We start from the raw sequence: 25,533 nt of genomic DNA on the forward strand, positions 1-25,533 counted from the left end.
AAACTCCGTTCACCGAGGCTGGTGTCATTTCTGGTCGCCCTCGCCGAAAGCCTGGGTTGTGTGTTTCTGTTGCTCTATCCATGCGTCGATGTCCTTTCGGGAGAACCGCCACTGGCCTCGGACCTTGAAAGCAGGCAGTTCCCCGGTCTGGGCCATGGAATAGACCGTCTTGTCGCCGACCTTAAGTAGGGCGGCGACATCCTTTAGTTTCAGAACCTCTTCATTGCTCATGTCGCCTCTCCTGCAGGGCTATTGGCCGTCAAGGCACAGTGCCAGAACAGGGGTAAGTTACCTGCCTCTGAGTAAAAATCAACCATAATATACCAAATTAAGCCAAAGAATGCCAGATGGATTTTGTGTTGCAAAACACTAAACAGTGAGGTATATTAGACCCTATGAAAAACTTTGGTGAAACCATTCGCGACCTTCGAGTCGCCCAAGACCTCGGACTGCGCGAGACAGCGACCAAGGTTGGCATATCCCCCGCCTACCTGAGCCGCATAGAGCGTGGCAAGGAGCGTCCGCCAAGGCCAGAGGTAATCAAGGAGCTGGCCAAGGTTCTGGCCGCCGATCCCGACGTGCTGTTCCGTTTGTCCTCGTCCACGGACCCGGATGTTGTCGACTACCTTCATGACCAACCCGAGGTCATGAATTTGCTTCGCTGCATCAAGGAAGCCAGCTTTACCGAAGATGAGGTCAAGAGCCTGATCCAGGCAGCCGAAAGCATCAAGGCCAACACCAATTAGCCCCGCCACTCCCGGTCAATTCGCTCCCCATTTGTAACCCGAGCCATCCTGTAAATCCACACTGCAATTGACGCGTTCCGGCATCCAGCGGCCACCATCACCCGCTGGTACATGCTGTGCCCACCGGGCCGAAAGCCTTCCAGCCGGTCGATGGGCGGTAGATCGCGCTGAGGATCGGTGAAGGTCACCAGTTCCCCATGGATCAGATCCCAGTCGCCGGTCGGGCGGCCGAAGCGTGGCGTGCCGATCTCCTGTTGTCTGCGGGCGTCGGCCAGCGGATCGGCGGTGCCCCGGGCCAGGATCAGCCCTTCCGGCACTTCCATCGCCGGGAACCCGGCGTTGAGATGGTAGAGCCTGCCCCAGACCACGGCCGGTTCGATGCTGCGGGCCTGGGCGCAGAAGCGTTGATGGTTCCAGTAGCCCCGTTTCAGGGTGCCGTAGACGAAGAGCCGAAGGATTGTCTCGGGACTGTCTTCCGGGTTTGTGTTCAGCTTCGCGGTGTCTCCAATGTTCATGCATTCACTCCTTCGGGCAGTGTCCCTTTGCGATCCTGGGGTATGAAGCGGAATTCGCTGTTTTCGATGGCCCGCACATCCTCGTGGCGGATGGCGAGCATGGTCATGGGCGGTACCTCCAGGTCGCGCCAGCCCTTCTCGTTGTCCACGGCAAAGTCGATGAAGGCGGCCTCCGAGGCGTAAAGCACCACCCGGTGCTGGCTGTGGATGCGCAGGCAGAGCGGCTTGTTGCCCTTGAGTACGGTGATGGTGCCGGGATCGAGCTTTGATGCCAGCACGGCGCTCATCTGGCCGCGACAGAGGGCAAGCGCCTTTTTCAGGCCCTCCTGGTCGATGGGGCCTTCGGGCGCGAAACGGTCGGCCAGACGGAAGATCAGCTCGCTGTCCACCTCGGCGTAGCGCGGCAGCCCGAGACGGCGGAACAGATAATCGGCGTTGTAGATGGTGCCGTTGTGGGTGCCGATGACGATCCCGGCCCGGATGGGATGGTTGTTGTGGTTGTTGAACTTGTTGCCCCGGGTGCGCCAGCGGGTATGTCCCATGAGAATGGTGGTCTCGTTGCCGACCTGCCCGAGCAGCTCCTGGAACGGCTTCTCGTAGACCAGCTCGTGCGCTCGCATCGGCCGCTTGAAGATGCGGTGGCTGCCGTCGGTCTTGAGCCAGGCCAGACCGGAGGCGTGTGGGCCGCGTTCCTCGCTGTGCAGCAGCATGCGGATGAAGACCTCGCGCAGGTAATCCTGCTCGTCCGGCCGTCTGCGCTTGCGACCGAAGATGATGCCTACTTGTCCGCACATGGAGCCGTTTCCTCCTTGCCGCCGAAGTTCTTGCCGAGCGGTCTCCTCCCCTCGAGAACGAAGGCCGCGTATTCCCGCCGGTGGTCCGCCAGCCACTCGGCCACCTCCGGGTAGCCCATCTCGGCGGTCAGCCGGGTCACCTCCGGGTGGTCGAGCATGTTGGTGCGCCCGGAAAGTCGCACCGTCTCCAGGGCTTCGAGGAATCGTTCCGGCCAGGGATCACTGGCCTTGTCGTCGGGCAGAAACTCGATCAGGCCGTGCCGGGCCAGACGGGTGAGAAACTCGGCGGCCGCTGCGACGGCTTCCTCCGGCAACGGCTGGGGCGGCCGCCTTCGATGCCGGAGAGCACCTCGGTCATGTAGTCCCGGGGCGCTCGGCTGGCGGTAAACGGCGTCTGGCCGCGCATCAGCTCGACAACTTCGAGGCAGTCGGCGGCCTGCAGGGTTTCCCCACTGCCGGGGATCGGTTCGCCGTCCAACGTGGTGGAGCGGATCAGGATCTTCATTGGGCACCTCCTTAAACAGTGAGGCCGGGAACTTGCCCGGCCTCGTTGGTGAGAGTGGTGGTTTTTTCGCCCTGAAGGACGTCCTCCGGTTTGGGTCGTCCGTTCTTGAAAGCGGCATCGCCGGGCATGTTGGCCATCAGATGCTTGCGGGCGGTCTTGAACTCGTCGCCGATCAGGCCGAGATGGAGCAGAAAGACGCGGAAGTCATACTTGGCGCTCTGGGGATCGAAGTGTAGTGGTCAACTAAATCCGGACACACAGTTAAGCCGATTTTCGGCCTCTGCTGGCGGTATCCCATCATTGTGTTGATGCGGGCGCCGCCAGTTGTAGTAATCCATCAGGTAGTAGCTGATATCCCGCTTGGCTTCCCGCAGGCTCATGTACCCCGTGGTCGGAAGCCATTCCGTCTTGAGGCTCCTGAACAGCCGCTCCATCGGCGCGTTATCCCAGCAGTTGCCACGCCGACTCATGCTCTGGGTCATGCGATAGCGCCACAGCCGTTGCCGAAATACCCGGCTGCCGTATTGGCTGCCCTGGTCGGAGTGAAACAGCACGCCAGACGGGCAGCCCCGTTGCTGATACGCCATGTCGAGCGCTTTCACGGCCAACTCAGCATCAGGCCTGCCGGACATCGCCCAGCCCACGACCCGTCGGGTGTGGAAGTCGAGCACCGCGGCCAGCTAATGCCAGCGGCCACCTGCCCATACGTAAGTGATGTCACCGCACCACACCTGATTGGGTTGCTGGACATCAAATTCACGCGCCAGAAGATTGGGAATATCCGGTCGTTCAGACCGCGCGACCTGATAACGATGAGCTCCCGGTTGTTTGGAGACCAGCCCGGCCTCCTTCATCAGGCGACGCACCTTGAACCGACCAATCTGATGCCCCAGTGCCCGCATCATTGACATCAAGGCCCGGCTGCCAGCTGAGCCTCTACTCTCTTTGAACAAACACCGTAACTCACTTCTCTGCTGCACCCGTTCACGGTTAATTGTGCGCCTGCGAGCCAGATAGTCGTAAAAACAGGCGGTTGGTATACCGAAAGCGCAACAGACCAGGGTGGTGGGGGCTTGCTCCCTTAATCGGTCTATCAGCGCGTACGTTCGAGTTCGTCCGCCATCAAGAGAGCAGTAGCCTTTTTTAGAATGGCCTTTTCGCGTTCAAGCCGGTTGATGCGGGCTTCCAACTCCTGAATTTTTTGCTGCTCAGGGGTCAGCGCCCGGTTAGCAGGTGTAGCACCACTTCGTTCTGATTGAAGTTGCTGAACCCATCGACGCAGCACGGTTTCGCCGACATCCAGTGAACGGCTGGCTTCGGGGACTGAATAGCCTTGGTCGAGCACCAGGGATGCGGCTTCCAGCTTGAACTCGGCAGTAAATGAGCGACGTAATCTTGTCATTGAACACCTCAAATAATGGTGGCGACTGTACCACCTAAAACGGTGTCCGGGATGATTAGACCACTACAAAGTCCCGCTTACGGCTGGAGGCTGCCCGGCCGTTGAGCGCCTTGGCGGCGACGGCGAGGCAGAATTGCAGGTAGGCCTTGATCCGCCCCGCGTGGAGGGTCGCCTCGAACCAGCGGAACTCCACCGTGCCCCGGTACCAGACGTTGTGCAGGTTGACCCCGTGGTAGCGGCTGTTGTCGTAGTGCTGAGGCTGGCGGTTGTGGTAGCCGTACCAGATGCGGTTGAGCTGGTCCTTGGTGCGGGGGCGATGCTGTTCGATACGTTGGATCAGCTCGTGGCTGACCGGCCGGGTGTAGCGGTTGAGCCGGTCGCGGCTGATGCCGAGGGCGTGGAGGATCAACGGCTCCTGCTTGTAGATGATCTTGGCCAGGTTACCCAGGCGCCTGCCGTCGAAGGGCGCGGCGTCGATATGGATGTGGATGCCGCACTGACTGTTGATCTTGCCACCGGCGCGGCGGATGGCCCGAACTACCTCCTGCAGTTGCGGGATGTCGTCGTAGCCGAGCACCGGGCTGACCACCTCGGCCCGCAGATGGGCCGGGACGCTGGTCAGGGAGGCGTCCCCCACCACCTTCCAGACACGGCCGCGCAGGTCCTCGACCTCCCAGGGGTCATAGCTGCTGGGTATGCCGACATGGCGGACTGTGCCGCCCACCACCGAGTGGATGGCCCAGGCGATCTGCTCCCGGGGGCGTTTTACGGTCTCGATCTCGATCCCGTAGTGGATCTCTTTCAGGTTCATGCGTGCCGCCGTCGTTTGTGGCGCTTCTAAGTCGTTGTCTGGCAAGGTTTTTCAGCCTCCGCGTACACCATGAATGAATGCTTCTTTCCGGACACAAATCAAGTAGAAGAACAGCCGATGCCGACATTTAACACGTTTATTTTCAATGACTTGTGAACTTGGCCTGATTGGGCGGCGCACAGGCTGCAGAAACCCCGGAACGGGCTGGCCGTATCCGGGATTTCTGGGTTGGCGGTGGCAATGAGCCGGATCAGCCGGAGGCGGTATCAGAGGTGATCAGGCTGGCGTGCAGTTCGAGGTTACGCGACTCGTCGGCCCGCATCCGGGCCAGCAGCGCCGTGAAGGCCTCCGCTTCGTCGGCCGGGAGCTTTGATGCCCGTTCCAACCGCGCCAGGCGCTGGTGCAGATTCTCCAGCAGGCCCAGGGCGTGGTCGCGGATCAGGCCGTCGCGCTTCTCCTGCGGCGTGGGGATTAATTTGGTCGGTGTGGCTAAGCCGCTGACATCGCGCCAGGTCGCGCCCCCCGCGGGCGCGTGGATTAATACTGGATGTGAGGCGGTGATGTGGTTAGATAGGATCTGGATATTCAAGGGGCCAATCTAGGCTCATTGGTGCGCCTCACCTGAAAAATAAAAAGAAAAGGGCTCAGCAAGGCCGAAGGATAGCTTGGCTGAGCCCTTATTCGTTAGGCAAGTACTCCTCTCTCTGCTAGCGACACGATGCCTTCGCCGCCCACAACCAGATGATCCAGGGTGCGGATATCGACCAGTGCCAAGGCGCTTTGCAATCGCTGGGTGATCTCGATATCTGCCCGGCTGGGCTCCGGATACCCCGACGGGTGGTTATGCACCAGCATCAGGGCGGCAGCATTGTGGTGCAGTGCCCGCTTGACGACATCGCGGGGGTAGACGGTCGCAGCGGACAGTGTGCCAAGGAACAGCTCCTCGTAGGCCAGGATCCGGTGTTGGTTATCGAGGAACAGTGCCGCAAACACTTCGCGATCCCATGTTTGCAGCAGCCCTTGCAGGGCCTGATGGGCCACGTGTTTATCGGTAATAGCTTCTCCCTTGGCCAGTTTCTGACGGGCAACAGCTTGGGCGATGGTGAGCAGGTCGTCGTCGGTGACAAGGTCGGTCACTCGGTAAGTTCCCGGTTGCTCCCCGGCGATCAGTTTGTGATGCAACATGATTAGGCTCCATACGCCATCGCCCCACCGCGTTGAACGCGGCAGGGTAGGCGAGGTGTTTGGTTAATAGGTTACTAAATGGGATGTAACAACAGGATTGGCTGGCGGTGTTCAGGCCGCCAAGGTGTGCGGGGTGTAGTCGTGTAGCGGAATGTGGTAACTGGTGGCGAGCATGGTGCCTAACTGGGTTAGCCAGCGGTGATCCGGATGATCGCACAGCCATTGCGCCAGTGCGTCGCCTCGTTCGTTTTCATAGCGCAGGTAGAGGGCATAACCGTCCACCGGCTGGCCTTGGTCATGCAGCACTTCAATCTGACTGTTGTGCTCAAGGTAAGCCTCTAGCTCGATGGCGATCACGGCGTTAATCATCTTCGCTCTCCTTGTCAGGGATGGGGTCACTTTCCACGGTATAGCCGCGATGGATGCAGATGCGCTGCAGGTCAGCCAGAAAGCTTGCCAGCACGCGAGGTTGCTCGGTGAGTGGCACGGGGCCTGCTTGACTGCGCCAGAAACAGCGACGTTTGGGGTCAATGCAGATCTCATCCACCGTTTGGCTCATGGTGCGCCAGTCATCGGCATTGGTCAGGGAGAGCAGTTGCCACTGCACACCAGACCAGCGCACTTGCAAGGTGACGGTGCTGGCTTGTTGACTTCCTGGGGTCAGATGTAGCAACCAGCGCTGACCACTCCAGGTGGGGGTTAGCTTGGCGTTGGCGGCGACTTGTCCCAGCCATTGACGTGAGTAGTGGGAGAGCGCTAATTCTTGGCTCATCATGTCCTCCTAATCTCCTGCGACCGTGACGCTGAAGCATTCCAACCGGCAGTAGGCAATAAAGTTGCTCTGCCAGATGTCGAATAACTCTCGTGCTTCGGCCAGTCGCAACGGTCCCCAGCCCAACATGGTGTGTTCCCCATCGAGGAAGTTGAAATCGAGCTCTTTGCAGAGCTCGGCATCCTGCCCCAGCCCTTGATAACTGAAGTCGGTGACGTAATCGAATAGCCAGCCATCGAGTCCACGGATCAGGCGGATCTCGACTGGGTGTACGCCGCCTTGCTCGGCGTTGTAGCCGGGGTTACGAAAGTTGAAGGTCAGTTGGGTTAAGTACTCAAGATTGAGCTCGGTTTTAGCGACTTCCTGGTTGAGCAGAACCAGCAAAGCTTGGGCAACGGGCAGGGCAAAGCCGTCCCGGAAAAAGGGAATGGTCATGGTGTACTCCTTGTGGGGTTTAATCTTGGCCGAACAGCTCGCGCATTTTTCTGGCTGCACGGGCACGGATCTGTTCATCAATAAAGGCGGCAATGCTGGCGAGTGCTGCACTGAGTACCGCGATGTCATCGGTGAGCCCCATCGGCAGTACATCCGGGATTGCATCGATGGGGGAGATAAAGTAGGCCAGCGCACTGTAGATCAGCAGCTTGGCCCACAGCGGCAGGTCATCTTTCTGGCTGGTGTAGTAGAGCAACAGGCAGGTCTCGATAAAGGGCCGACCGGCACGTTTGGCGAAGGCCCAGAGTTTTTGCCAAAAGCCTTGGTGATCGAACGGCTCGCATTCAGGGGGAATGCAGGGTGGCATAGTGCGTCTCCTTCACGGGTGGGTGAATTGCAGAAATAAAAAGAGGAGGCAAATGCCTCCTCTTGGATGGGAATGGATGTGAGCTATTCGTCCCACATCAAGCAGTCAAACTCAGGGGTATTAGTGGCGGGTAGTACAGATGCGACCTCTTTGGTTGGCAGTGCGAGTTGCTTGCCGTCAGCCGTTAAAATGCTGATCGACTTGGCCTTGCGCAGCTTGCCCCACATGTCGAAGAAATTGTTCTCACCGACACGGGACTCGGTCTCATAGGGCGCATCGTATTGGCTGCCATCGACGATGATGGAGAAAGCCTGCCCAGCATAAGAGCCATACTCCTTGCCCTGCACGGTGGCCGTCATGCTGACTTTGCGGGTGTCATTACAGGCGATATAGAGATGGTTCTGTTCGTTGACCACCGCCGTGTATTCGCTGGTGCCCTGACCCCAGCCACTGCTCCAGCGTCCAGCCTCGCCATAGGCTAGGGCGTTGCCGCACAGCAGCAGTGCTGTTGAGGTAATGAAGAGTTTGTTCATCCCTGTGACTCCTGAAGGCTCAAGGATTTAGATGAGCCATTAAAATGGTTATTTTTGGTAAAGCACGCTGAGGGAGTTATCCACCAAGTGCTTGACGATTTCATAGTCTGGATTATAAGTGGCGAGATTATGTACCGCGATGGTGACGGCTGATGCGATCCCGGCCAGACCGGTAATACCGCCAAAGATGCTGGCTCCTGCAGCGGCGATCCGGCCCTTGGTATAGACCCGACATTTCAACCCGGCAGGTTCGATGGTGTTTTCAAGTTTTGTGACAGCGGCGCTCATTCGCCCCGACAGCCCCACGACTTCGAAAGATTTTCGTGCACGGATCAGTGAGGCCAGCTTGTCAGTATCTAGGTCTTAATAAGTCAGTCTTTCCATGTTTTGTTTCCTTGGTTGTGTAGTGAAAGCGTCTTATGGAGCCCACCTGTTGCGAGTTGGTCACGATGGTTTATTGGCCGAGGGCCTCACATCTCTGTCAAATCTGCAAAATTGCTGTTGAGTGGACTCATTGAATCGTTAGTTTATCTTTTGAGTCCTTATCGTCAATGGGGCCATGGTCAACCATAGCGTTGACTGGAGGACCCATGACAGATATCAACCTTGAGCTGTTAGCCAAGAGCGTCGGCAAGGCGATTAGCCACAAGCGCACCCAAGCCGGATTCACGCAAGAGCTGGTGGCGGAACACCTCAGTATCGGGATGGAAGCCGTCTCACGAATGGAGCGGGGGATCGTGGTGCCAACTGTGGTGCGGCTGGCGGAGCTCGCTCAACTGTTTGGTTGTGAGCTGGCGGATTTTCTGCGTGAGACCAGTAACCGGCCCACCGAGCAGGGCATTGTGCTGAGCCAGCAACTGGCCCGGCTTGATGCTGCTGACCGGACCCTGTTGCTGGAAACGGTAGAACGATTGGTGGAGCGGTTGGCGCGTCCCCGCTGAGCATCCACCATTCACTGGGGAGGGGGCGGGTTCCCTTTCCCCAATTTATTGGTGAGCGGGCTCCTTCTTGGTTGCTGTTTCTGTGGTGTTCTGGTTGCTTGGCTCTGCGGTGCGGCATACGAGGTAGTCGCCTCCACACCAGCGTTACCATTCGCCGTCTCGCCGCTGTTGGCTTCGGGATAGAACTCCTCCAGCAACATCGACACCTCTTCATCGATATCCTCAAACTGGCCGTTACGCAGCAACTCACGAGCGGCTTGCTCCATCCGGTCGATGGCGAGCCCCGCCTTCTGGTCACGCTGGGCCGCCTCCTGTGCCAGCGTGACCGCTTCAGTCAGGTTGGTCTCTTCCCGCAAGGTCAAATCTACGTAGTAGACCGGTGTGCGGTAGGACTGGGTAGTGCTCTTGGCCCGCAACCGCAGGGTGAGCGGCAGATAGCGGGTATGACCCCCGCTCACTGCCTCCAGGTACTTCAGTCGCGCCGCCAGGGTGCGTACCGAGTTGTAGCCGGTGGTGCGGAAGATAAAGCTACCCAGCTCATCCCCTTGCCCCTCCACAAACAGGTTCAGTCGTCCGTACAGCTTGCAGCCCTGTTGCCCTGCAAAGGCGCAACGCTCTGGTCCTGGGCAGCTGACTTCCTCCATGCCTTGCGCCCCCACGCGTCTTGCCACCTCCCCATTCCCGACACACAGCGGCCTGCCGGTTTGCCGGTCAAAGGCGCTGTATTCCGCCCGCAGATTCAAGTCGCTATCGTTGAACAGCACCCTCACTGGAATGGCGCGGATCTTGGTTTGCTCTTGCCCTTGGCCACTTTTTTGCGATGAGTAGTGTTGATGCAGGGGATGGAGCAACCATCCCCCTTTTTGTTGTATCTGGGTGGTGAGGGTGAAGCTGTCGTCCTTCTCCGGCACTCACTTATCCTGTTTTTGCACCAGCTTGCCGATGCAGATCCGCCCGATCACGGGCGGGGTGATCGCCAGTCCTTTGATCATGGTGTTTGCCTCAAGGGTTGAATGGTAAAACGGCGCACGCCGGGCACCGGTTTGACATAACGGGTGAGCAAGTCGGGATGATCCTGACCGAGCTTATCGAGATCCGGCGCCAGCCGGTCTTTACTGCGCTTCCAGGTGATCTTGCCATCGGCAAACAACCCGGCTGTCGCTTCACCCAAAGTGGCTTGCAACCGCTGCTTGAGCTGCGACTCCTGCAGCTCGACGGCTTCCTTTTGCTGACGCAAGCGCAGCAGTTCGCCAAACAGCCGGTTGAACTCGGGGGAATCGGAGAGAGCCACCGTCTGGCCATCGTCACGCGGAAACAGCCAGCTCAGAGCATTGGCAGCATCACTGGAGCCGTCAGGCTCGGGCTGCAGGTCTTGTTGCACCATTTGCCAGAACTGCTCTTCCCGCTCGGTGAGATCCTGGATCTTCTCCTCATCGCGCTCGATGCGGTAAATCCGAAAATCCTGGCCGCCGATCAGCACTGCCACCTCAGCCCAGGCATGGCCGGTAACTGCCAATTGATGCAGTACCTGACACTGGTAAGCCACCGGCACCCCTTCCTCCCACTGGGGGGCGCTGTGATAGCTGGCGGTCTTGATCTCCAGAATGCCCGGCCCATCGGGATGGCCGACCACCTCTCGGTCGAGGTTGGCTAGCATGAAGGGTTGCTCGGGGTGTTGCAGCACCGCATTGACCCGGCGCACCTTATAGCCGGTGCGTTTGGCATAGACCTGTGCCAGCACAGGTTCGAGCTCGATGCCCCACAGCACCGCTTCCTTGTGGGAAATATCTTCCGGCTCCTTGCGGCTGGTCTTCTCCAGCCACAGGCTGAGTGGGCACTTGTAAGGGGAAAGCCCCACTGCCACGGCGGCATCGGAGGAACCAATGCCGAGTTTGCGTATTGCGAGCCACTGCTCGCGGGTTAATTGGGTAGTGGAGGCCAGCCGCAGGGCTTGGCCGTATTTGGCTTTTGATTTCATGAAGACTCCTTTTTGACGGCATAAATGGCAACGCCCGGATTGGCATGCGCCAGTCCGGGTGAGTTCGTTATGCGGTTTAAATGGGGAAGCGGGATTACTGCAGCAGAGTGATTGCCTGATTCAGAGCCTGGGATTTGAGTTGGGCACCCTGACCAAACCAGGCGGAATCGAGCCGGTGATCTTGGCTGCGGGCACGGCGGTGGTGATCCACGTATTCCGTTACCGCATTGACCAACCCCCAAGCGGTATTGCGGGAGCTGGCAAGCTCTGAGCCCATGCCTGCGCCCATATACAGCTCGTGCAGTTTTTGGGCGGGACGGCTGAGAATAATATTCTCATCATCGCCAGCCGGATCATTGAGTAGTTCACCGAAGAAATTAAGGGCTTCCACGGGTGATACCGGACGATTGCTCAACGATGTCATCTCTTGTTGGAAACGATCCCAATTTGCCATACCAAGGCCCAATGCCTCTTTGACGGCAGCAGCATTAAATTGAGTGGAGTGGGGAACCTTGATCGCACCAGTATTATCCCGTAGTGCTATTCGCAATGTGTTATTACAGACGACTCGTAGCGAGGTAAATTGTGCTGTGGTGCACAACGTACCATCACAACCGGTGGCGAGCAGTAGGTAGAATTTCACCCTGTCTCCCCCTTTCAATTTCATATCTTGCCCCGTTTTTGCCAGCGCCCATAATTTGCGACCGCCCTTGAGCGAACCTGCAGTTTCCAACTCAAAGCCGCCCACTTCTACTAGATCTTGATAAAAATGCAGTACCTCATGAGGCTGTACCACATTATATCGGCGAGAGACGACGGATAGAGGCTCCAGATTATCAGAGCGGTACAAAACTTTGCTGTCTGAATAAGGGCGAATATGGAGTGCATCGGAGGCGACGTTAAACATTACGTCACTCTGCTCGATAGTCCAATCCATCCCGGCAGCCTGTAGCCAGATATCCAAAGATTGCCGTGGCGGCAATATATTGCCAAGGCCATGCCAGGGGGTTTGGCCGGTGTAGGCTATGGTGTCGATCAGATGTGCCATGTGTAAAATCCCATTCATTGGTTAATTCAAGATGGGAATATAGGTTTGAAATTATTTTGAGTTTCTTTTTGTTAAAATCAAAAAACAAGAAGGGGTTTCGAAGGGGGCCTATTTGGGGTGCTTTTTTTTGCTATTGTAGCGGGAGTAGCAGAAGCGCACTTCGCTGGAGGTGTATTGTTGGAACTGATTGTTATTTTTTTAATCGTTTTTTTATTTCGTTGGAAAATATTTCAAATGCATAATGGTTATACAGTTCCTCTTCAAGAGGAAAAGGAACATACTCTTGTAAAACACGCTGGCCATCACTCTTTAAAGTTAACTCGGCATAATTGAGCACATCATGATTTTTATGAAAATCTATTTTGTATCGATAAGGATCAATTGAATGAAGAATTTTTCCTTTTAAGTAAATAGATTCGCGACTGAATCGTTGAACATTAACGGATTGTTCCATTATCCAAGATGGCCAAAAATCAATGAGTGAATTTATCTCGCATAGACAGTTGTAAAGTGTAGATTTTGGTATGTAGGGAATGCAATTACTTTTCATGAATGGCGTCAATAATACTCTGACTTTATCTAATGGCGCAGCATGCAAGTCAGGATATGAGCTATAAAGTGTATTCAGAGCCCTTTCTAGCTTATTTGGAAATGGGATCATCATTGCTGTTTTTTCTTCCATTGAAAGTGTCTCAATACACTCCAAAACATCTGCATAGGTTTGAATGGAAGAGAATGCATAAAGGATTGATGGTGTAGAAAACACACTTTCATTGACTTCTTTAAATGGATCTTGAGGGCTTTTCTCTAACGAAAAGCCTGTACCTCCAAGTAAAAATGCTACTTTCGCAATATTCTCATATTCGCGGTGTTTTATACTGGAAACATACAGCTTTATCTTTAATGCTAACATTAAACGGATTAAAATACTGTGGAGTCGCCCGGCTGAAAAGTTATTTTCGCTATTTAGAATTGATAGCGAACGCTCGTGAGAATTTATTAGCTCACCATTGGCAATAAACGAGATTACAGCATTGAAGTCGTAACAGAATTGGATAATAGGCTTTATTATTTTTCCTCGTGGTGGGAGGATATTATATTTTGAACTATCTGATATGGTATTAAATATCACGTTAAGTTCGTCACTTGTTAGCGAGGATTTAGCTATTTTCGTACTGACTTTGTCAAAAAATGCCATCAGTGTATCTGAGTGCAGGTATGGAGAGTCAGATTTTAATAAGTCTGTGAATAAAGATAGACAGTTGTCCTTCAGCTCTTCAAGTGCATACATAGGACTAATTGAAAAATCAATATGTCTAGAGAAAAATATTGCAATTCTAGCCCCATACCAAAATGATTTCAGCTCATTCATTGAGGGAAATTCCTTAGAGGAAACAGAGACGTTATCCTCATGTAATTCCTGACAGAGCTTGTCGATAGTGTGCAGACTGATTATAGATGTTTTTCCTTTATACCCCCGAAGAGCCTTTTTAAAAGTTGTTCCAACACCATGGCTGAGAAATTTTTTTGTCTACACATCCATGCATTAACGTTTACTTCTGCGTGTTGCAGATATTCAGGAGTCAGCATGTACAACAGGTGAGTCATCAAGTTATCTGCACGAAACTCATTTCTATCCAATGGTGAGTGGAAAATAGGTTCGTCTTGATTGGTGATAAGTGCAATTGCTTGTCTCATGAAAGGCAATTGCACATCACGTAGAAAAAGTACATACAGTTGAGATCTTGATAAATCAGAAAATATTTCAGTTCTATTGAAATGCAGTAACATCTGGTTCATGAAGTCAAACATGACCATGAGCTGATCTGACAGCATGAGCACATTGGTGCTTTTTTCATTATTGCTCACAAGATGTTTAGCAAGGCCCATGGTCATTTTTTTGACCATATCTAAAAGGGCATCAATACTCTTTAATTCTTGAAGCTGATGTTGGCGACCATCCCTCAATCCAAAAGCGTCATACATAAATGTAACGAACTCATCGAGGCTATGGCCATTTGGTCTTAGCTTATCGGTTGTTGGTTGTGACACCTTGTTTAAACCTCTGCATATGTACTGTGTTTGTAATTTTTTTCCGCTTCTTTACTTTCGTCCAGTCTGCAAAGAGAAAAGCAAGCCGCGCTACGGGTCAACCATACCATGGCCTGTTCCTATACAGAATTTCTTGTCGAGGAGTTTGAAAGGCTCTCCAGCTTTTAGCCATATCTCTGCACATTTTCGGCGTTTTCATTTTTCAGGAGGAGTTAGTCTGCCCTCAGTCCAAACCAAAGCGGAGATGAATCATGAACTTGCAAGAAGATGGTCACTACTGGGACCGTGAGACGTTACATCGAGTTGTGCGCATCAAGGAGCTAGCTCGCATCCTGGGGCTTTCACGTTCGACCATCTACAACAAACTTAACCCCAAATCCAAGTCCTATGACCCCGACTTTCCCAAGCCGTTGCGCTTGGGAAGTAGTTCAGTGGGGTGGTTGCTGTCATCAGTACATCAGTGGCTTACCTCACGCATCCAGTAGTTTCCCCCTGTATTAACGAAGGAGATCTTAAAATGTACGCAACCCCCATCAAGCTCAATCTGATTGGAGAATTTCCTGTTCATGTACTCGATGAACAGCTGCAAGACGTCATGCGTCAGATCCAACAGCAGACTCAAGCGCCCCTTGGTTTGATTGCCTCATCCGTACTCAGTGCGATGGGACTGGCTTGCCAAGATCTGGTGGATGTCAGTCCTAAAGCAGACCTTATTCACCCAGTCTCCCTGTTTATTATTACCAAGGCTGACTCGGGCGAACGAAAAACAGCGGTTGACGAGCTGGTGATGAAGCCTTTTCGTAAACTGGAACTATTAGCAGAACAGCAATATCGTGATGCGTATGAACAATACACCATCGAGCTCAGTGTCTGGGAAGAAGAGCAAAAGGCATGTAAGAAGGCGTTGCATAAAGCCATTCTGGCGAAAGGAGATGCCTCGTCTGAAAAACAGGCATTACGAATGGTAGAGGCCGCCAAGCCTCCAGTTCCATCGAATAAGAAGTGGCTTCTGAATGATGTGACGAGTGCAGCCATCAAACATGCCATTAGCGCCTATGGTCACACCATTGGTGTCTTCTCGGATGAGTCCGCACATCTTTTTGCCAGTGATTTCATGCGCGAGACCTCTGTACTGAACTCTTTGTGGGGGGCAAAACCAATTTCGGCTATGCGAGTATCGACTCAGGGAGCGACAACGATCGGTGATTACCGATTTAGCCTTTCCCTGATGGTTCAGGGGCCGCTCTTTGAACGGTTTCTTGATCGTCAAGGCGAGCAGGCTCGCGAGTCTGGGTTTTTCGCTCGCTGTTTGTTGTCTGAGCCCCACTCAACCCAGGGATCACGATTTTTCTGTGATGAGTTGTCGCCAGGAGATGTCAATGCCACCTCTTTGAACGACTTCTACCACACGGTAGAAAAACTGCTTAAGGCATCTCAGATGCGCCGTGAATTGGGTAAGCCCAGAATGTGCTTAACACTGTCGCCAGAAGCCCGTGCGCGCTGGTTCGAAGCATCAAATTACGTTGAGAACAACATTGGTCCCTTCGGAGAATGGCGTGAGTACCGGGACTTTGCTTCTAAATTCATGGAGCATGCTTCAAGAATTGCCGCAGTCTTGCACTGCTTTACTAAACGTAGTCCAGTCATCTCTGACGTGAGCATGCATGCAGCAATAGTTATTGTTAACTGGTACTTCCAGCATTTCATCCAACAATTTAAAGAACGTACAGTTCCGAACGATATTCGCGAGGCGAATGAACTAGAACGTTGGCTGGAAATCAATCTGCATCGCAGCCAGAATGGTGCATTCAAGAAGAATGATATCCGCAAATTTGGTCCGAATTGCATCCGGAATAAAGTAAAATTGGAGCGAGCACTGAATGCACTTGTTAATCGCATGGCAGTGACCCAGCACCAATTTAATGGCACGAGTTATGTCAACTATTACCTGCCAGGGCAAAGACGGGCACTTGTGTAACTGCAGGTGCTTTAATACGTAGCATCTGACACATTTCATGTGTAGCTATAAAGGCGCTTATATAGCAATAAGCATATTTATAGCCAACGGAGATAATGTTAAGCGTCTACATAGCTAACAGTGACTCACAAAACCCACTCTTGGTTAGATGATAGCGTGAGTGCAGAGAAGGGGGGTAATAGACACTAACTATACAAATAAAAAATAACTCTTACAGAGCATTTGCACTGGTTAAACTAAGATGTGTTCGAACCTTTTCCTCAAAAATATTTCGTGCCATCGAGTCATTAATATTGGTTTTTAATGTTATTTATAGTTCGTCTAACTCAGTATTTAACAGAATAATAAATAACCACCTAACTGGTTATCCAATCATTCAGACTCACAGTCGACAATGATGGATCAGAGTACAGGCGTAATCAACAAGATGAAGCCTGTAACCAGATGTACGAGTAGGACATGACCACATGTCCTTACACGCTACTAACACCAAGGATTAAATGAAAGGGAAGGTATGTCTAAGTATGTTCATAATAGTATCGACATTGATGCTATCCCTATACAGAAAGAACCAAGCAACGCATTGCGTATGAATAATGCAATTCCAATAACAAGAGCGTTGCGTGAAATGCTTGTTCAATCTATTCATTATCAGGCGCTATTCAAATTCATCGACAAACTGGAACAGATGGATGCCCACCCTGCTCTATTTTCAGCTGAAATTCTGGGGTGGATTTACCCTCTAACTAAGGAGGGGAGAGAACTATCAGATATAGTCACGCTTGCTATGCAGGTATACAAGCATCAGGAATTTTTTAATTTGCATCCCAAGTTGGCTTGCTTGTGCAATTTCGTCGTCAAGCATCAACTTCATGAGATGATCATGGACGGTGGCACCAGCCAAGATGCGCAGGTCAATCTGAAATTCAGGTATCAACAGCTGATATCGGAATTGAAGTCTGAAGCTATGCAGGGGAAGTGCCATACCTTCATGAAGGGAGCGCAGAAGAATACAGCATCACTGCATCGCTACGTGAATCGGCTGTTTGGGCGCTATGCTCGTCTCCTCGTGCTACGGGTCGATTTGTACTACAAAACGGAGTTCTTGGACGCGCTTTCTATTGAGGAGATCATCAAGCACAAAAAAGCGCTGTTTAAAACCCGTCGTAAGGGGGCATTAGCTGCCAATTGGGTGGGGTATGCTTGTCGTTTGGAATTTGCACCTCTAACAGGCTTTCATTTTCACCTGGCAGTTTTTATGAACGGTGCTCATGTCCAGCGTGATGTTTACTATGCAGATGCCATCATTAAGGAATGGTTGCGTATCACGGGCAATCGAGGCAGAGGGCATAATTGCAATCAGAAAAAGGCTGAATACCGGGAGTGCGGGATTGGCATGGTGGGGCATGCCGACAAGACGAAACGGTGCTATTTACAAAAAGCGCTTGCTTATCTGACCAAATCAGAGTCAGCCGCTAGGCTGAAACTCAAAAAGCACCGTACCTTTTTCAAAGGCAACTTGCCCAAGCACGACACTGCACGAGGCAGACCGCGTGTGAAGGCGGCACTGAATTAGATTACCTGACACCGGCCTTAAACCGGTGTTTTACTTGTACAAGTTCAGACTTTATCTGACAGTTATCCTGCTTTTGTGGACGGCAGCCAAGTCAGTGCAGAGCCCGCTTTCGCTGCTGCATCAATATGCTCTGACCACCAGACCATCATTTCCCGGCGGCGGTCCAGATAATCAGTGCGGTTGTATGCACTACGCACTTCGTCTTTGTCAGAGTGCGCTAAGGCAGATTCTATAACGTCTCGATCAAATCCTCTCTCGTTAAGGGTCGTGCTGCCCAAGGCTCGCAGGCCGTGAGCGACCAAGGTCCCTTCATATCCCATTCGTTTCAAGGCTGCATTAGCCGTTTGCTCGTTGGTGTGCGTTTTGGGGTTACGGATACTAGGGAAGATGAACTCACGATGGCCGCTGATCGGTCGCATGAGGTCCAGATAGGCAAGTGTCTGTGGCGTCAAGGGTACGTCATGACCTCTGCGCTTCTTCATCCTCTCTGGTGGAATCCGCCAGAGTTTCTTTTCCATATCGATCTCTGCCCACCGGGCTCCGGCTGCTTCGCTGGGGCGAGCCAAGGTATGCAGGCTCCATTCGATGAGACAGCGGGTCTGCAAATTGATGCTTGCTTTGGAAAGCCGGTTCATCAGTTCTGGTAGCTGGTTGGGGTTAATGCTGGGCATGTGTTGCTTGGCTGGCCGCTGAAACACCTTGCTGATCCCCGAGCAAGGGTTGGCATCGATCAGGCCGGAGTTAACGGCAAAGGTCATGATCTCGTTCACCCGCTGGGTGAGGCGACGCACGGTTTCAAGTTTTCCTGCGGCGGCGATGGGCTCGATGATCTTGATTGTCCGCTGCGCCTTTATCTCCATCACGGGCACAGTACCGATCTCCGGAAACAGATACATTTCGAGCGAACGCCAGAGATCCTCGGCATATGCCGGGGTGACGGAAGGGCGCTTAACATCAAACCAGCGCTTGGCGACGGCTTCAAAGGTGTGCTCGCTCTGTGATAACGCAGCGGATGCCTGCTCATCACGATGGTGTTGGGGATCGATGTTTTGTTGCAGCAACGTTTTGGCTTCGGAGCGTTTCTCTCTCGCTTCAGCCAACGACATCTCCGGCCAGGAGCCAAAGCTGATCATGTTTCTCTGTTTAGTTAGGGGGCGGTAGTAACGCAGGCGCCACAACTTGGAGCCATTGGGCTTGATGACGAGCTCCAGACCAGCCCCGTCGCAGAGGGTGTATTCCTTCTCTTTGGGCTTGGCTGCTTTGATCTCGGTTGGGGATAAGGGACGGGTGATACGAGGCATAGGCATACGCTCCGGAAGGCATACAAAACGATATGCCTAACGATATGCCTAAAAGGGCTGGATGGCAACGCACCCCATTGGACAGCGTAAGACAACAAAAAACCCGCAAAGCCTTATGCTATGCGGGTTTCTTGGACTTCGTTGGTCACTGTTGGACCGGTATTTGGTGGAGCTGGGGGGATTTGAACCCCCGTCCAAAGCAGCTTTACCAATTGAACTATAAGGATTTTTTTATTTCACTTCGGAATTTGGATCGGGATTGGCGCTTTTGCTGTCTGGCCGTCGTACTCGGAAAGGTAGGATCCATAGTGCCTAAAAAGCATTTCTGGGCCCTTGTGACCCATCTGGCCGGCGAGCCAAAACAGGTTGCATCCGCGGCTGATGTTGGCCGTCGCGTATGTGTGCCTAGTCTGGTAGAGGTGGCGATAGCGGACGCCGGATCGCCGGAGTGTGTAGAGCCATGCTTTTTTCCTGATCGGCTCAGCACCGGGCCATGGCTTGCCCAGCTTGGGGTCTTCAAAAACGAGCTCTGAACGCATGAAAGTGAAGCGCTTCTGGCTGTTCAGCGCGGCAATCGCCTCCTTGCTCAGCTCGATTATGCGTGTGCCTGCTCTTGTCTTGGTGCTTTTGGTGATGCCGACAACCGTAGCACTGGAAACTGCGACCGTGTTGCCGATCCAGTCTATCGATGACCAGCGCAGGGCACAGATCTCTGATGGCCGCATGCCAGTGGCAAAAGCAAAGGCGAATAGGCTTGCCCACTGCTCGTTGATGTTTCTGGCGGTGGTCAAGATCGCCTCCACCTCTGCTGGGGTGAACGGGTCTACATCCCTAACTACCCGCTCAGAAGCTGAATCTACGTCCAAATATCGCGAGACGGTGACCAGGGACACCGGGTTTGATTGCAGCAGTCCATCTGTTACCGCTTCATCGATGGCGATGCGTAGGAACGACAGTCTGTTGCGTGCTGTCTTGGCAGAGGTGCTGCTTCTGATCAGCCAGTTCTTCACCAGAGCAGGGGTGAGTTCGGAGACTGTCACCTGGTGCAGATCCGCCAGAGCCGTGTAGCACTTGCGGTACCCGACCATAGTTGACGGGCTGAGTCCTCGAACTTCACATCGGCGGATGTACTCATCAAGATAGTCGGCCACTTTGGCGGCGATCGAGGCGCCACCGAAGATCCGCAGTTTCTTGGACTTCGGGAAGTAGTCAGCGTAGGCGAATTGACCCCGCTCTATCTTGCCCTGGATCTCCCCGAGCAGGCGGGAAGCGTAGCGCACGTTGGCGGTGGTGTTCGGCAGGTTGGAGAGGGGTTCGCGGCAACGAACCCCTTTGAAGGTGAATGTGATATTGATCGTATCACCGCGGACCGTCACGCCGCGTGGGAGCTGTTTCTCATTGCCCACTTTGTTACCTCCGCGATGTTCACCCAACGTTCCTTTACTCCATCCACGTTGACGATATGCACCCCAAGCTGCCAGATGCCACGTTGGATCCGCTTATTAATAGTGTCCCGATCGGTGAGTTCTATTGTGCTCAGGTAGGTGCTGAGCGGGATGGCGTCAGGCATTCTCATTATGATGAGCTGACCCTGAATTTGGCTTTGAGCCGGATCTGCTGCTGTTCCCATGGTGGTTGGTCCTCGTCAGTCTGGTGATTTCATCCCGGCCGGCTCGGTTGTAGAGGAAGCATTCGACTTGCTTCCTGCTGCTGACCGCTTGGTCAAGGCGGTACTCCCCGAACGCCGGGCGTTTGAGTTGGTGCTGGTTGGCCAGCCGGCCAATGGCCTGGGCACTGACCCCCAGCTCCTTGCCTAGCTCGGTGGCGCTCCAGAGCTGGCCGGTTACCCGTGGCGCTTCGATAGGTAGATCGAAGTAGGCCAGGATGCGGCCGATCTCGGCGAGCTTGGCCGAACGGGAAAGGGTGGGGGAGCGCACGGTGCTGACTAGGTCATTGAGTAGCTGGCTGTCCTGGTCGATGGTCAGTTGAAGTTGTTGCATGGCGTGGCCCTCCTGTCCTAGAGGATGGGGCGCTGGTTGAGTTGAAGGAAGGGCCGTGATTACTTGTCACCCAAAATCATGGCTGGGGTATCAGGCGGCCGCGCTGATGGGTTCTGTACCCGCCAGCAGCAACGTTATCTTGCTGACATCGCGGATCCGGCAGTTGCCGAGCCAGCCTGGGGCGAAGATGAGGAGCATGGATCCCTTGGGATTTCCCTTCATCTCCTCGCCGGTGGCCTTGTTGATGAAGCTCACTCGACCGTCGCGCCATTTGCCATTGGCATCGTGGTATCCAGTGATGTGTCGCACTTCGCTGGCCCGCTCGCCGGGGTACCATTCTGTGCTGGTGTCCTGGGGGACCAGCATAACGGTGCCAATGCCTTTAACCTGGTGCTCAATGGCCTTCTCCGCCCAGGGGCCAATGTTGGAGTCGGGCGGATTTAGCCAGGCCCAGGGTGCCCGCACTGACGGGCTGATGAAGTCGCTCTAATCCACATCCAGAGCGTTAATGTCCGGCGTCAGGTACTTCTTGCACAAAGCCGTTTCCGGTAGCGCGGCGGCATCGAGGATGAAGTTGAACTCCCGATCCAGTGCCCGGAACAACCAGAGGGGAGTTTGGGTCATGTCCCGAGTGTTGGTTTGTGTGGTGGAGCCGCGGTAGTCAGCCATGTTGGCACTTCTCCTATTTTAACTTTTATGTCAGTAATTTATGGTCAGATGTTCGATCTTGTTGCTGGCGATGTGTTTGATTAGGTTGATGGCTCTATCTTCCTCAATCCCCAGACCCATTAGGTCCATCAGGATGGCGTTGTCGATTGTGCGACGGTGTTCCATATCGGCGGCACGACGTTCGTCTTCCTGCTGCTTTCGAGCCTGCTCCTGCTCGATGCGCTGACGCTCTTGCTCAGCAGCGCGAGCGGCGGCCTCTTCCGCCTGGCGAGCAGCGTTGGCTTCGGCCTGCTGGCGGGCCATCTCAGAGGCCTCGGAATCACGCCGGGCCTGCTCTGCAGCCTGCTGTGCCACCAGGGCTTGGCGCTGGGCCTCCTGCTCGCGGTGCTGGGCGGCTTCACGCTCCAGGCGCTGGCGATTCTCTTCCTCCCGGCGAGCTTGCTCCGCCGCCTGCTCGGCTATCAGGCGCTCGCGGTCGATGCGATCCTGTTCTGCCTGCTTTTGGCGCAGTTGCTCCAGCTCGGCCTGCTCTGCTTCGTACTTCTGGCGGGCAGCCAGGGCCTCGCCGAGGCGCTTGGCTGCGAGCGCCTTGGAGACGGTCGCCTGTGGCAGCAGCTCTTGCCAGGTGTCGTCCAGGGCGTTCTGCTCGACCTCATTCAGCATGACCTGCAGGTCGGCGGCGGCGATCTCGATGCTGGCAGAGGATCCCAGTTCGTTGAGGCGGGCCAGTCGGGATTGCAGTGCTGCCACCCGGGCTTCCTCTGCCGCTTCGTACTGGGTGAGCGGGGCGCGCACCTCGTCTTTCAAGGTGTCCAGGGTGTCGCGGATCTGCTTGCGATTGGCGTCGATGCGCTTGGGGATCTCCTTGAACTTGTCCGTTTGCTCTTTGCCGAGCCCGTCCAGGTAGGTCTTGGTGCGGGCGACAGCGTGGGCGATGCTGGCGATCTCCTTGCGGCCCTTGGCGGTGGTGATGTCGGGTACCAGGCTGGTTGCCTTCTGGCGAATATCGGCCAGAAGTTCAGCCACGCCCTGGCCCTCGGTGAACAGGGCGACGGCGGTGGTGGGTTCGATGACAACCAGTTGGGCTTGGGGGTTGTCTGCTTTGGTTTTTTCGACAGTGGCTTGTTCGGTCATGGCGGGTCCTTGGGTACGAAAAGGCCCGCAGTGAGCGGGCTTTGTTGGTTATTGCTGGGCGCGGTGCCCGGCACTGAGTTGCTTCTTGCGCTCGCCGGCGATCTGCTTGATACCTGCGATGATGTTCTGGTCGCCGGTTTCGTTGGCCCAGGTCCAGGCGGTGGTGTAGGCCTGTTGCCACTCAGCGGTATCACAGGACCCCTCGATGGCAGCACAGTGGTCGGCGTAGGCATTGGCGTGGTCCGCCTGGGCGGGTTCGGCCATCTGCTCGTGCTCCAGGGTGACCGGTTCGGTGATCTGGCCGCGGATGGCATCCAGGGCGCGACTCTTTGCGGGTACCCCCTGTTGCGGTTGGCTGCCGGGGATCTCGTTGATGATAATCTCCTTCCCTTCCATCTCCTCGGCGGTGGGCTCGCTACCGATCTCCGGCCAGGCCTTGCGCAGCGCCTGCGCCTCGGTGCACTTGGCGAGCTGGGCATAGGGCCGCTTACGCCACATCGCGTTGGGGCACTCGGTCTTGCTGCTCTGGGTGGCGTAGTTCTCCTTCCAGCGTTCCAGGGCGTGGAAGGCAACGCGCTGGCCGTTGACCATCTTGTAGACGGTGTACTTGCACCACTGGGGGTAGGTGACTTTGATCTTGGCGCTCTGGTTGTAGGGGTCTTGAAACTCCTCGGTGACATCCGGCCCGAACACGGGTTCATCGGCCCCCGCGTAGTTGCCGGAGCGATCGGCCTGGATCCGGTACATGCCGATCCCGGGCATCGGCACGTCCCGCCAGACCTTCTCCTTGCTGCGGGCATCGGTTACCTGCATGGGGACGAGGTGGACTGGCTTGAGCAGAATATCCAGGCCGCGGGCCTTGCAGTAGTCGATAGCCATGACCACCGAATCGGGGTTGGCTCCCGGGTAAATGGTGTTGCACAGGGCGTTCCAGGTCGGCTCGTCGATGCCTCGCTGGACGAGAATGGGGAACTGGGCGGCGAAGTTATCGGCCGCCTGCTGCTTGATACTGGTGATGTTGCTCATGCTGCTTTCCTTGTCGCCCAGGCTGGGCGCTGGAGGGGTTTGAAGTCGTGCCAGTCGTTGTTGACCCGGCAGTCGTGGAAGCGATGGAGGTCGCGGCGGAACAGGTCCTTGCCCGCATCTTTCCAGTCATCCGTCAGGGGGCGCACCCGCACCGGGTAGCGGCCACAGTTCACGCTGGTGCTGACAGCCAGAAAGACGAATTCCGGCTCCTCGCCCATCACCCGGTGGAAGCCTTCGGAGTACATGGCATCCTGCACGTGGTAGCGGAAGTCCTCGACATGGCGCTCGAAGCGCCCCATATCGTCCACCGACTTCACGTCGATCATGATGGGGTGATTGCTCAGGTGGCGGTCGGGGCGGATCCGGCATAGCTCCTGGGTCTGGGGGTCAATCCAGTAGAAGGAGGCTTCGCTGTGCCCTTCCTGCTCCAGCAGCCAGCGGGCGTCCGGGTGGGCCATCACGCTGTCACGCATCAAGTAGAGCTTGCGGCCTTCTTCGGCATCCATGACCGTCTTGCCCAGCTCTGCGCAGCCTGCCAGGAACTCGGCCTCTTCAGCCTTGCCAGCGTTGGTGCGGCGGTTGAACGGTGGGGCGATGATGAAGCGGCTTTCGAACTCGTCCGGTTCGAGCAGTAGGCAGTGAATGGCGCTACCCATGTCGAAGGCCTTGAGTTTCTCCTGGTCGAGTGGGGCGTTCTTGGCCCAGATATAGGTAGCCGGGCTTTCGGCAATCTGATCGAGCTGGCTTTTGCTGACCCCGGGGCCTGCGTGGTACTCCTCGTTGGAGAGGCCAAATACCCGACCCAGTGGGTGCACGGCGGAGGTGTCGGCGATGGCATTCATGCTGCGCTCCTTTGCTGGTAATTCTCCCACTGCTCGGCGCTCATTGCGTCGTGCAGGGCGGCAAGGTGGTTACTCCAGGCCTCTTGGGCGAGTGAATGCAGCCCGGCGTTCAGTACTTGCTGTATTTGCAGGGTGAGCGGCACCTTGTCGCCGGAAACCATCAGCAGGTAGATGGCCTGGTTGAGTTGGGTCGCTCGTTCGGCATTCACCTCGGCGAGCAAGGTGGCGGCGTCGGTCTCGAGCTGGCCGGCCAGCAGAAGTGGCAGGTTCTCTTCGCTCCACTCGGCGATCCACTCAGCCTTGGCGTTGACCTCGGCCTCCTGGCTCTCCAACAGGGCGAGAAGAGCTGTTTCGTTGGTCATGACTACATCTCCATTTCCAGTCGCAGGGCTCGCTCCTCGTGGTATTCCTCGATAGCGCGGCGGGTGGCAGTGCGTTTATGGGCAACCTGGCGTTCTTCGGTACCGGGCTCGACGTTCACGCTGTAGTGGTGCTCAGTGCGGGGCGGCATTGAGCCGCGAAAGCCCATCACCTGGGCTTCGGTCAGTTGCTTCATGAAGAGTTCCTCTACTCTCAGGCTGCCATGGCCAATGGTTCGCCCTGCCCGGTCGTCAGCCAGGTGAAGTGGGCTGAGAGCTCGGGGTGCTGCGCGATCAACAGCAGGGTACCGCCGCTGATTTCCCGGTAGTTCAGCTCGTAGTTCTTGAGCGTGGTGGGCGGGATGCCCAGCATGTCGGCGAACTTCGGCCGGCTCAGGCCAAGGTGTTCACGCAACTGGCGCAGACGCTTGCGGCATGCGTCATTGAGAGGGGGGATGGTAAGGTTGCTTTGGTCGGTACGCTTTTTCATGGTCTGGGTCCTGTGGTGGTTGTGAGCAATGCAGGCGTGCGAAAGGAGCGAACTGGGGCTTGTTTATCCCTCGT

At 55.1% G+C, this 25,533-nt stretch carries 34 protein-coding genes and 2 pseudogenes; 6 read left to right on the top strand and 30 right to left on the bottom strand.

Features of this window, described 5'->3' with window-relative positions; genetic code table 11:
• Positions 1–24: 24 nt before the first annotated feature.
• On the bottom strand, positions 25–231 hold the full coding sequence (locus tag I6L33_RS11455) for a helix-turn-helix domain-containing protein (RefSeq protein WP_216972512.1): 207 nt from the start codon (positions 229–231) through the stop codon (positions 25–27).
• A gap of 164 nt (positions 232–395) precedes the next feature.
• Here I6L33_RS11455 and I6L33_RS11460 point away from each other — a divergent pair, with 164 nt between their 5' ends.
• On the top strand, positions 396–746 hold the full coding sequence (locus I6L33_RS11460) for a helix-turn-helix domain-containing protein (protein ID WP_216972513.1): 351 nt from the start codon (positions 396–398) through the stop codon (positions 744–746).
• On the opposite strand, the gene I6L33_RS11465 is transcribed toward I6L33_RS11460, so the two are convergent.
• From I6L33_RS11465 to I6L33_RS11480, 4 genes are read right to left on the bottom strand one after another with little or no spacing between them, the layout of a single operon-like run.
• Positions 743–1,261 carry a gamma-glutamylcyclotransferase gene (locus I6L33_RS11465; RefSeq protein WP_216972514.1) on the bottom strand — a complete coding sequence of 173 codons (519 nt, stop codon included), beginning with the start codon at positions 1,259–1,261 and terminating at the stop codon, positions 743–745. The two genes, I6L33_RS11460 and I6L33_RS11465, sit on opposite strands and share 4 nt — an antisense overlap.
• The gene (locus I6L33_RS11470; protein WP_216972515.1) at positions 1,258–2,055 is read right to left on the bottom strand and encodes a hypothetical protein; all 798 of its coding nucleotides are present in this window, start codon (positions 2,053–2,055) and stop codon (positions 1,258–1,260) included. The genes I6L33_RS11465 and I6L33_RS11470 overlap by 4 nt, the downstream gene beginning before the upstream one ends.
• Positions 2,040–2,369, bottom strand: a complete 330-nt coding sequence (locus tag I6L33_RS11475; protein ID WP_216972516.1) for a DUF5049 domain-containing protein — start codon at positions 2,367–2,369, stop codon at positions 2,040–2,042. The genes I6L33_RS11470 and I6L33_RS11475 overlap by 16 nt, the downstream gene beginning before the upstream one ends.
• Positions 2,306–2,560, bottom strand: coding sequence for a hypothetical protein (locus I6L33_RS11480; RefSeq protein ID WP_216972517.1), 255 nt, complete (start codon positions 2,558–2,560; stop codon positions 2,306–2,308). Before I6L33_RS11480 ends, I6L33_RS11475 begins: the two co-directional genes overlap by 64 nt.
• On the opposite strand from I6L33_RS11480, the gene I6L33_RS11485 reads away from it, so the two are divergent.
• The gene (locus I6L33_RS11485) at positions 2,560–2,796 is read left to right on the top strand and encodes a hypothetical protein (protein WP_216972518.1); all 237 of its coding nucleotides are present in this window, start codon (positions 2,560–2,562) and stop codon (positions 2,794–2,796) included. The two genes, I6L33_RS11480 and I6L33_RS11485, sit on opposite strands and share 1 nt — an antisense overlap.
• A 3-nt stretch (positions 2,797–2,799) precedes the next feature.
• On the opposite strand, the pseudogene I6L33_RS11490 reads toward I6L33_RS11485, so the two are convergent.
• The 10 genes and pseudogenes from I6L33_RS11490 to I6L33_RS11535 form a co-directional block, all read right to left on the bottom strand.
• Positions 2,800–3,962, bottom strand: a pseudogene (locus I6L33_RS11490) (IS3 family transposase).
• Between the two features lie 55 nt (positions 3,963–4,017).
• Complete coding sequence (locus tag I6L33_RS11495; protein WP_216972519.1) at positions 4,018–4,773, bottom strand: amidoligase family protein; 756 nt, start codon at positions 4,771–4,773, stop codon at positions 4,018–4,020.
• 250 nt (positions 4,774–5,023) lie between these two features.
• Positions 5,024–5,362 carry a hypothetical protein gene (locus tag I6L33_RS11500; RefSeq protein ID WP_254204917.1) on the bottom strand — a complete coding sequence of 113 codons (339 nt, stop codon included), beginning with the start codon at positions 5,360–5,362 and terminating at the stop codon, positions 5,024–5,026.
• A 95-nt stretch (positions 5,363–5,457) separates the two neighbouring features.
• On the bottom strand, positions 5,458–5,958 hold the full coding sequence (gene radC / locus I6L33_RS11505; RefSeq protein ID WP_216972520.1) for a DNA repair protein RadC: 501 nt from the start codon (positions 5,956–5,958) through the stop codon (positions 5,458–5,460).
• A gap of 111 nt (positions 5,959–6,069) precedes the next feature.
• On the bottom strand, positions 6,070–6,327 hold the full coding sequence (locus tag I6L33_RS11510) for a hypothetical protein (RefSeq protein ID WP_216972521.1): 258 nt from the start codon (positions 6,325–6,327) through the stop codon (positions 6,070–6,072).
• Complete coding sequence (locus I6L33_RS11515; protein ID WP_216972522.1) at positions 6,320–6,730, bottom strand: hypothetical protein; 411 nt, start codon at positions 6,728–6,730, stop codon at positions 6,320–6,322. The genes I6L33_RS11510 and I6L33_RS11515 overlap by 8 nt, the downstream gene beginning before the upstream one ends.
• 9 nt (positions 6,731–6,739) lie before the next feature.
• Complete coding sequence (locus tag I6L33_RS11520; RefSeq protein WP_216972523.1) at positions 6,740–7,165, bottom strand: DUF2787 domain-containing protein; 426 nt, start codon at positions 7,163–7,165, stop codon at positions 6,740–6,742.
• A 19-nt stretch (positions 7,166–7,184) separates the two neighbouring features.
• Positions 7,185–7,532 (bottom strand): YkvA family protein, encoded by a 348-nt coding sequence (locus tag I6L33_RS11525; RefSeq protein WP_216972524.1) that lies wholly within the window; start codon positions 7,530–7,532, stop codon positions 7,185–7,187.
• Between the two features lie 83 nt (positions 7,533–7,615).
• Entirely contained in the window at positions 7,616–8,065 is a 450-nt protein-coding gene (locus I6L33_RS11530) for a hypothetical protein (protein WP_216972525.1), read from the bottom strand.
• 48 nt (positions 8,066–8,113) lie between these two features.
• Positions 8,114–8,353 (bottom strand): hypothetical protein, encoded by a 240-nt coding sequence (locus I6L33_RS11535; RefSeq protein WP_254204918.1) that lies wholly within the window; start codon positions 8,351–8,353, stop codon positions 8,114–8,116.
• A gap of 302 nt (positions 8,354–8,655) precedes the next feature.
• Here I6L33_RS11535 and I6L33_RS11540 point away from each other — a divergent pair, with 302 nt between their 5' ends.
• The gene (locus tag I6L33_RS11540; RefSeq protein ID WP_215805209.1) at positions 8,656–9,006 is read left to right on the top strand and encodes a helix-turn-helix domain-containing protein; all 351 of its coding nucleotides are present in this window, start codon (positions 8,656–8,658) and stop codon (positions 9,004–9,006) included.
• An 11-nt stretch (positions 9,007–9,017) separates the two neighbouring features.
• Here the strand turns inward: I6L33_RS11540 and I6L33_RS11545 are convergent, their stop codons facing one another.
• The 5 genes from I6L33_RS11545 to I6L33_RS11565 all read right to left on the bottom strand — a co-directional run bounded on the left by I6L33_RS11545 (position 9,018) and on the right by I6L33_RS11565 (position 14,084).
• On the bottom strand, positions 9,018–9,917 hold the full coding sequence (locus I6L33_RS11545; RefSeq protein WP_254204919.1) for a hypothetical protein: 900 nt from the start codon (positions 9,915–9,917) through the stop codon (positions 9,018–9,020).
• 77 nt (positions 9,918–9,994) lie between these two features.
• Entirely contained in the window at positions 9,995–10,984 is a 990-nt protein-coding gene (locus I6L33_RS11550) for a YqaJ viral recombinase family protein (protein WP_216972526.1), read from the bottom strand.
• A 94-nt stretch (positions 10,985–11,078) separates the two neighbouring features.
• Positions 11,079–12,032, bottom strand: coding sequence for a DUF932 domain-containing protein (locus I6L33_RS11555; RefSeq protein WP_216972527.1), 954 nt, complete (start codon positions 12,030–12,032; stop codon positions 11,079–11,081).
• 190 nt (positions 12,033–12,222) lie between these two features.
• Complete coding sequence (locus I6L33_RS11560) at positions 12,223–13,404, bottom strand: hypothetical protein (protein WP_216972528.1); 1,182 nt, start codon at positions 13,402–13,404, stop codon at positions 12,223–12,225.
• 80 nt (positions 13,405–13,484) lie between these two features.
• Entirely contained in the window at positions 13,485–14,084 is a 600-nt protein-coding gene (locus tag I6L33_RS11565) for a hypothetical protein (protein ID WP_216972529.1), read from the bottom strand.
• Positions 14,085–14,335: 251 nt separating this feature from the next.
• Between I6L33_RS11565 and I6L33_RS11570 the strand changes: the two genes are divergently transcribed.
• The 3 genes from I6L33_RS11570 (at position 14,336) to I6L33_RS11580 (ending at position 17,638) form a co-directional block, all read left to right on the top strand.
• Positions 14,336–14,569, top strand: a complete 234-nt coding sequence (locus tag I6L33_RS11570) for an AlpA family transcriptional regulator (protein WP_080689276.1) — start codon at positions 14,336–14,338, stop codon at positions 14,567–14,569.
• A 32-nt stretch (positions 14,570–14,601) separates the two neighbouring features.
• The gene (locus I6L33_RS11575) at positions 14,602–16,062 is read left to right on the top strand and encodes a YfjI family protein (protein WP_024941028.1); all 1,461 of its coding nucleotides are present in this window, start codon (positions 14,602–14,604) and stop codon (positions 16,060–16,062) included.
• A 514-nt stretch (positions 16,063–16,576) separates the two neighbouring features.
• On the top strand, positions 16,577–17,638 hold the full coding sequence (locus I6L33_RS11580) for an inovirus-type Gp2 protein (RefSeq protein ID WP_216972530.1): 1,062 nt from the start codon (positions 16,577–16,579) through the stop codon (positions 17,636–17,638).
• 62 nt (positions 17,639–17,700) lie between these two features.
• Here the strand turns inward: I6L33_RS11580 and I6L33_RS11585 are convergent, their stop codons facing one another.
• The 10 genes and pseudogenes from I6L33_RS11585 to I6L33_RS11635 all read right to left on the bottom strand — a co-directional run bounded on the left by I6L33_RS11585 (position 17,701) and on the right by I6L33_RS11635 (position 25,459).
• The gene (locus tag I6L33_RS11585; protein ID WP_201935464.1) at positions 17,701–18,939 is read right to left on the bottom strand and encodes an integrase domain-containing protein; all 1,239 of its coding nucleotides are present in this window, start codon (positions 18,937–18,939) and stop codon (positions 17,701–17,703) included.
• Positions 18,940–19,175: 236 nt separating this feature from the next.
• A complete protein-coding gene (locus tag I6L33_RS11590) occupies positions 19,176–20,372 on the bottom strand; it encodes a site-specific integrase (RefSeq protein ID WP_254204920.1) in 1,197 nt (398 codons plus the stop codon).
• Positions 20,373–20,501: 129 nt separating this feature from the next.
• Positions 20,502–20,939: a hypothetical protein gene (locus I6L33_RS11595; RefSeq protein WP_216972531.1), complete on the bottom strand. Its 438-nt coding sequence runs from the start codon at positions 20,937–20,939 to the stop codon at positions 20,502–20,504.
• Between the two features lie 90 nt (positions 20,940–21,029).
• Positions 21,030–21,608: pseudogene (locus I6L33_RS11600) on the bottom strand (phage N-6-adenine-methyltransferase).
• A gap of 30 nt (positions 21,609–21,638) precedes the next feature.
• Entirely contained in the window at positions 21,639–22,742 is a 1,104-nt protein-coding gene (locus I6L33_RS11610; protein WP_216972534.1) for a hypothetical protein, read from the bottom strand.
• Positions 22,743–22,790: 48 nt separating this feature from the next.
• Entirely contained in the window at positions 22,791–23,768 is a 978-nt protein-coding gene (gene bet, locus I6L33_RS11615; protein ID WP_216972535.1) for a phage recombination protein Bet, read from the bottom strand.
• The gene (locus I6L33_RS11620; protein ID WP_216972536.1) at positions 23,765–24,610 is read right to left on the bottom strand and encodes a PD-(D/E)XK nuclease-like domain-containing protein; all 846 of its coding nucleotides are present in this window, start codon (positions 24,608–24,610) and stop codon (positions 23,765–23,767) included. Before I6L33_RS11620 ends, bet begins: the two co-directional genes overlap by 4 nt.
• On the bottom strand, positions 24,607–24,972 hold the full coding sequence (locus tag I6L33_RS11625) for a hypothetical protein (RefSeq protein WP_216972537.1): 366 nt from the start codon (positions 24,970–24,972) through the stop codon (positions 24,607–24,609). The genes I6L33_RS11620 and I6L33_RS11625 overlap by 4 nt, the downstream gene beginning before the upstream one ends.
• Positions 24,973–24,974: 2 nt before the next feature.
• Complete coding sequence (locus tag I6L33_RS11630) at positions 24,975–25,166, bottom strand: PA3496 family putative envelope integrity protein (RefSeq protein ID WP_216972538.1); 192 nt, start codon at positions 25,164–25,166, stop codon at positions 24,975–24,977.
• Positions 25,167–25,183: 17 nt separating this feature from the next.
• The gene (locus I6L33_RS11635) at positions 25,184–25,459 is read right to left on the bottom strand and encodes a DNA-binding transcriptional regulator (protein WP_216972539.1); all 276 of its coding nucleotides are present in this window, start codon (positions 25,457–25,459) and stop codon (positions 25,184–25,186) included.
• Positions 25,460–25,533: the final 74 nt, after the last annotated feature.

Source organism: Aeromonas sp. FDAARGOS 1403, from assembly GCF_019047325.1.
In the GTDB taxonomy this organism is placed as follows: Bacteria; Pseudomonadota; Gammaproteobacteria; order Enterobacterales; family Aeromonadaceae; genus Aeromonas; species Aeromonas dhakensis.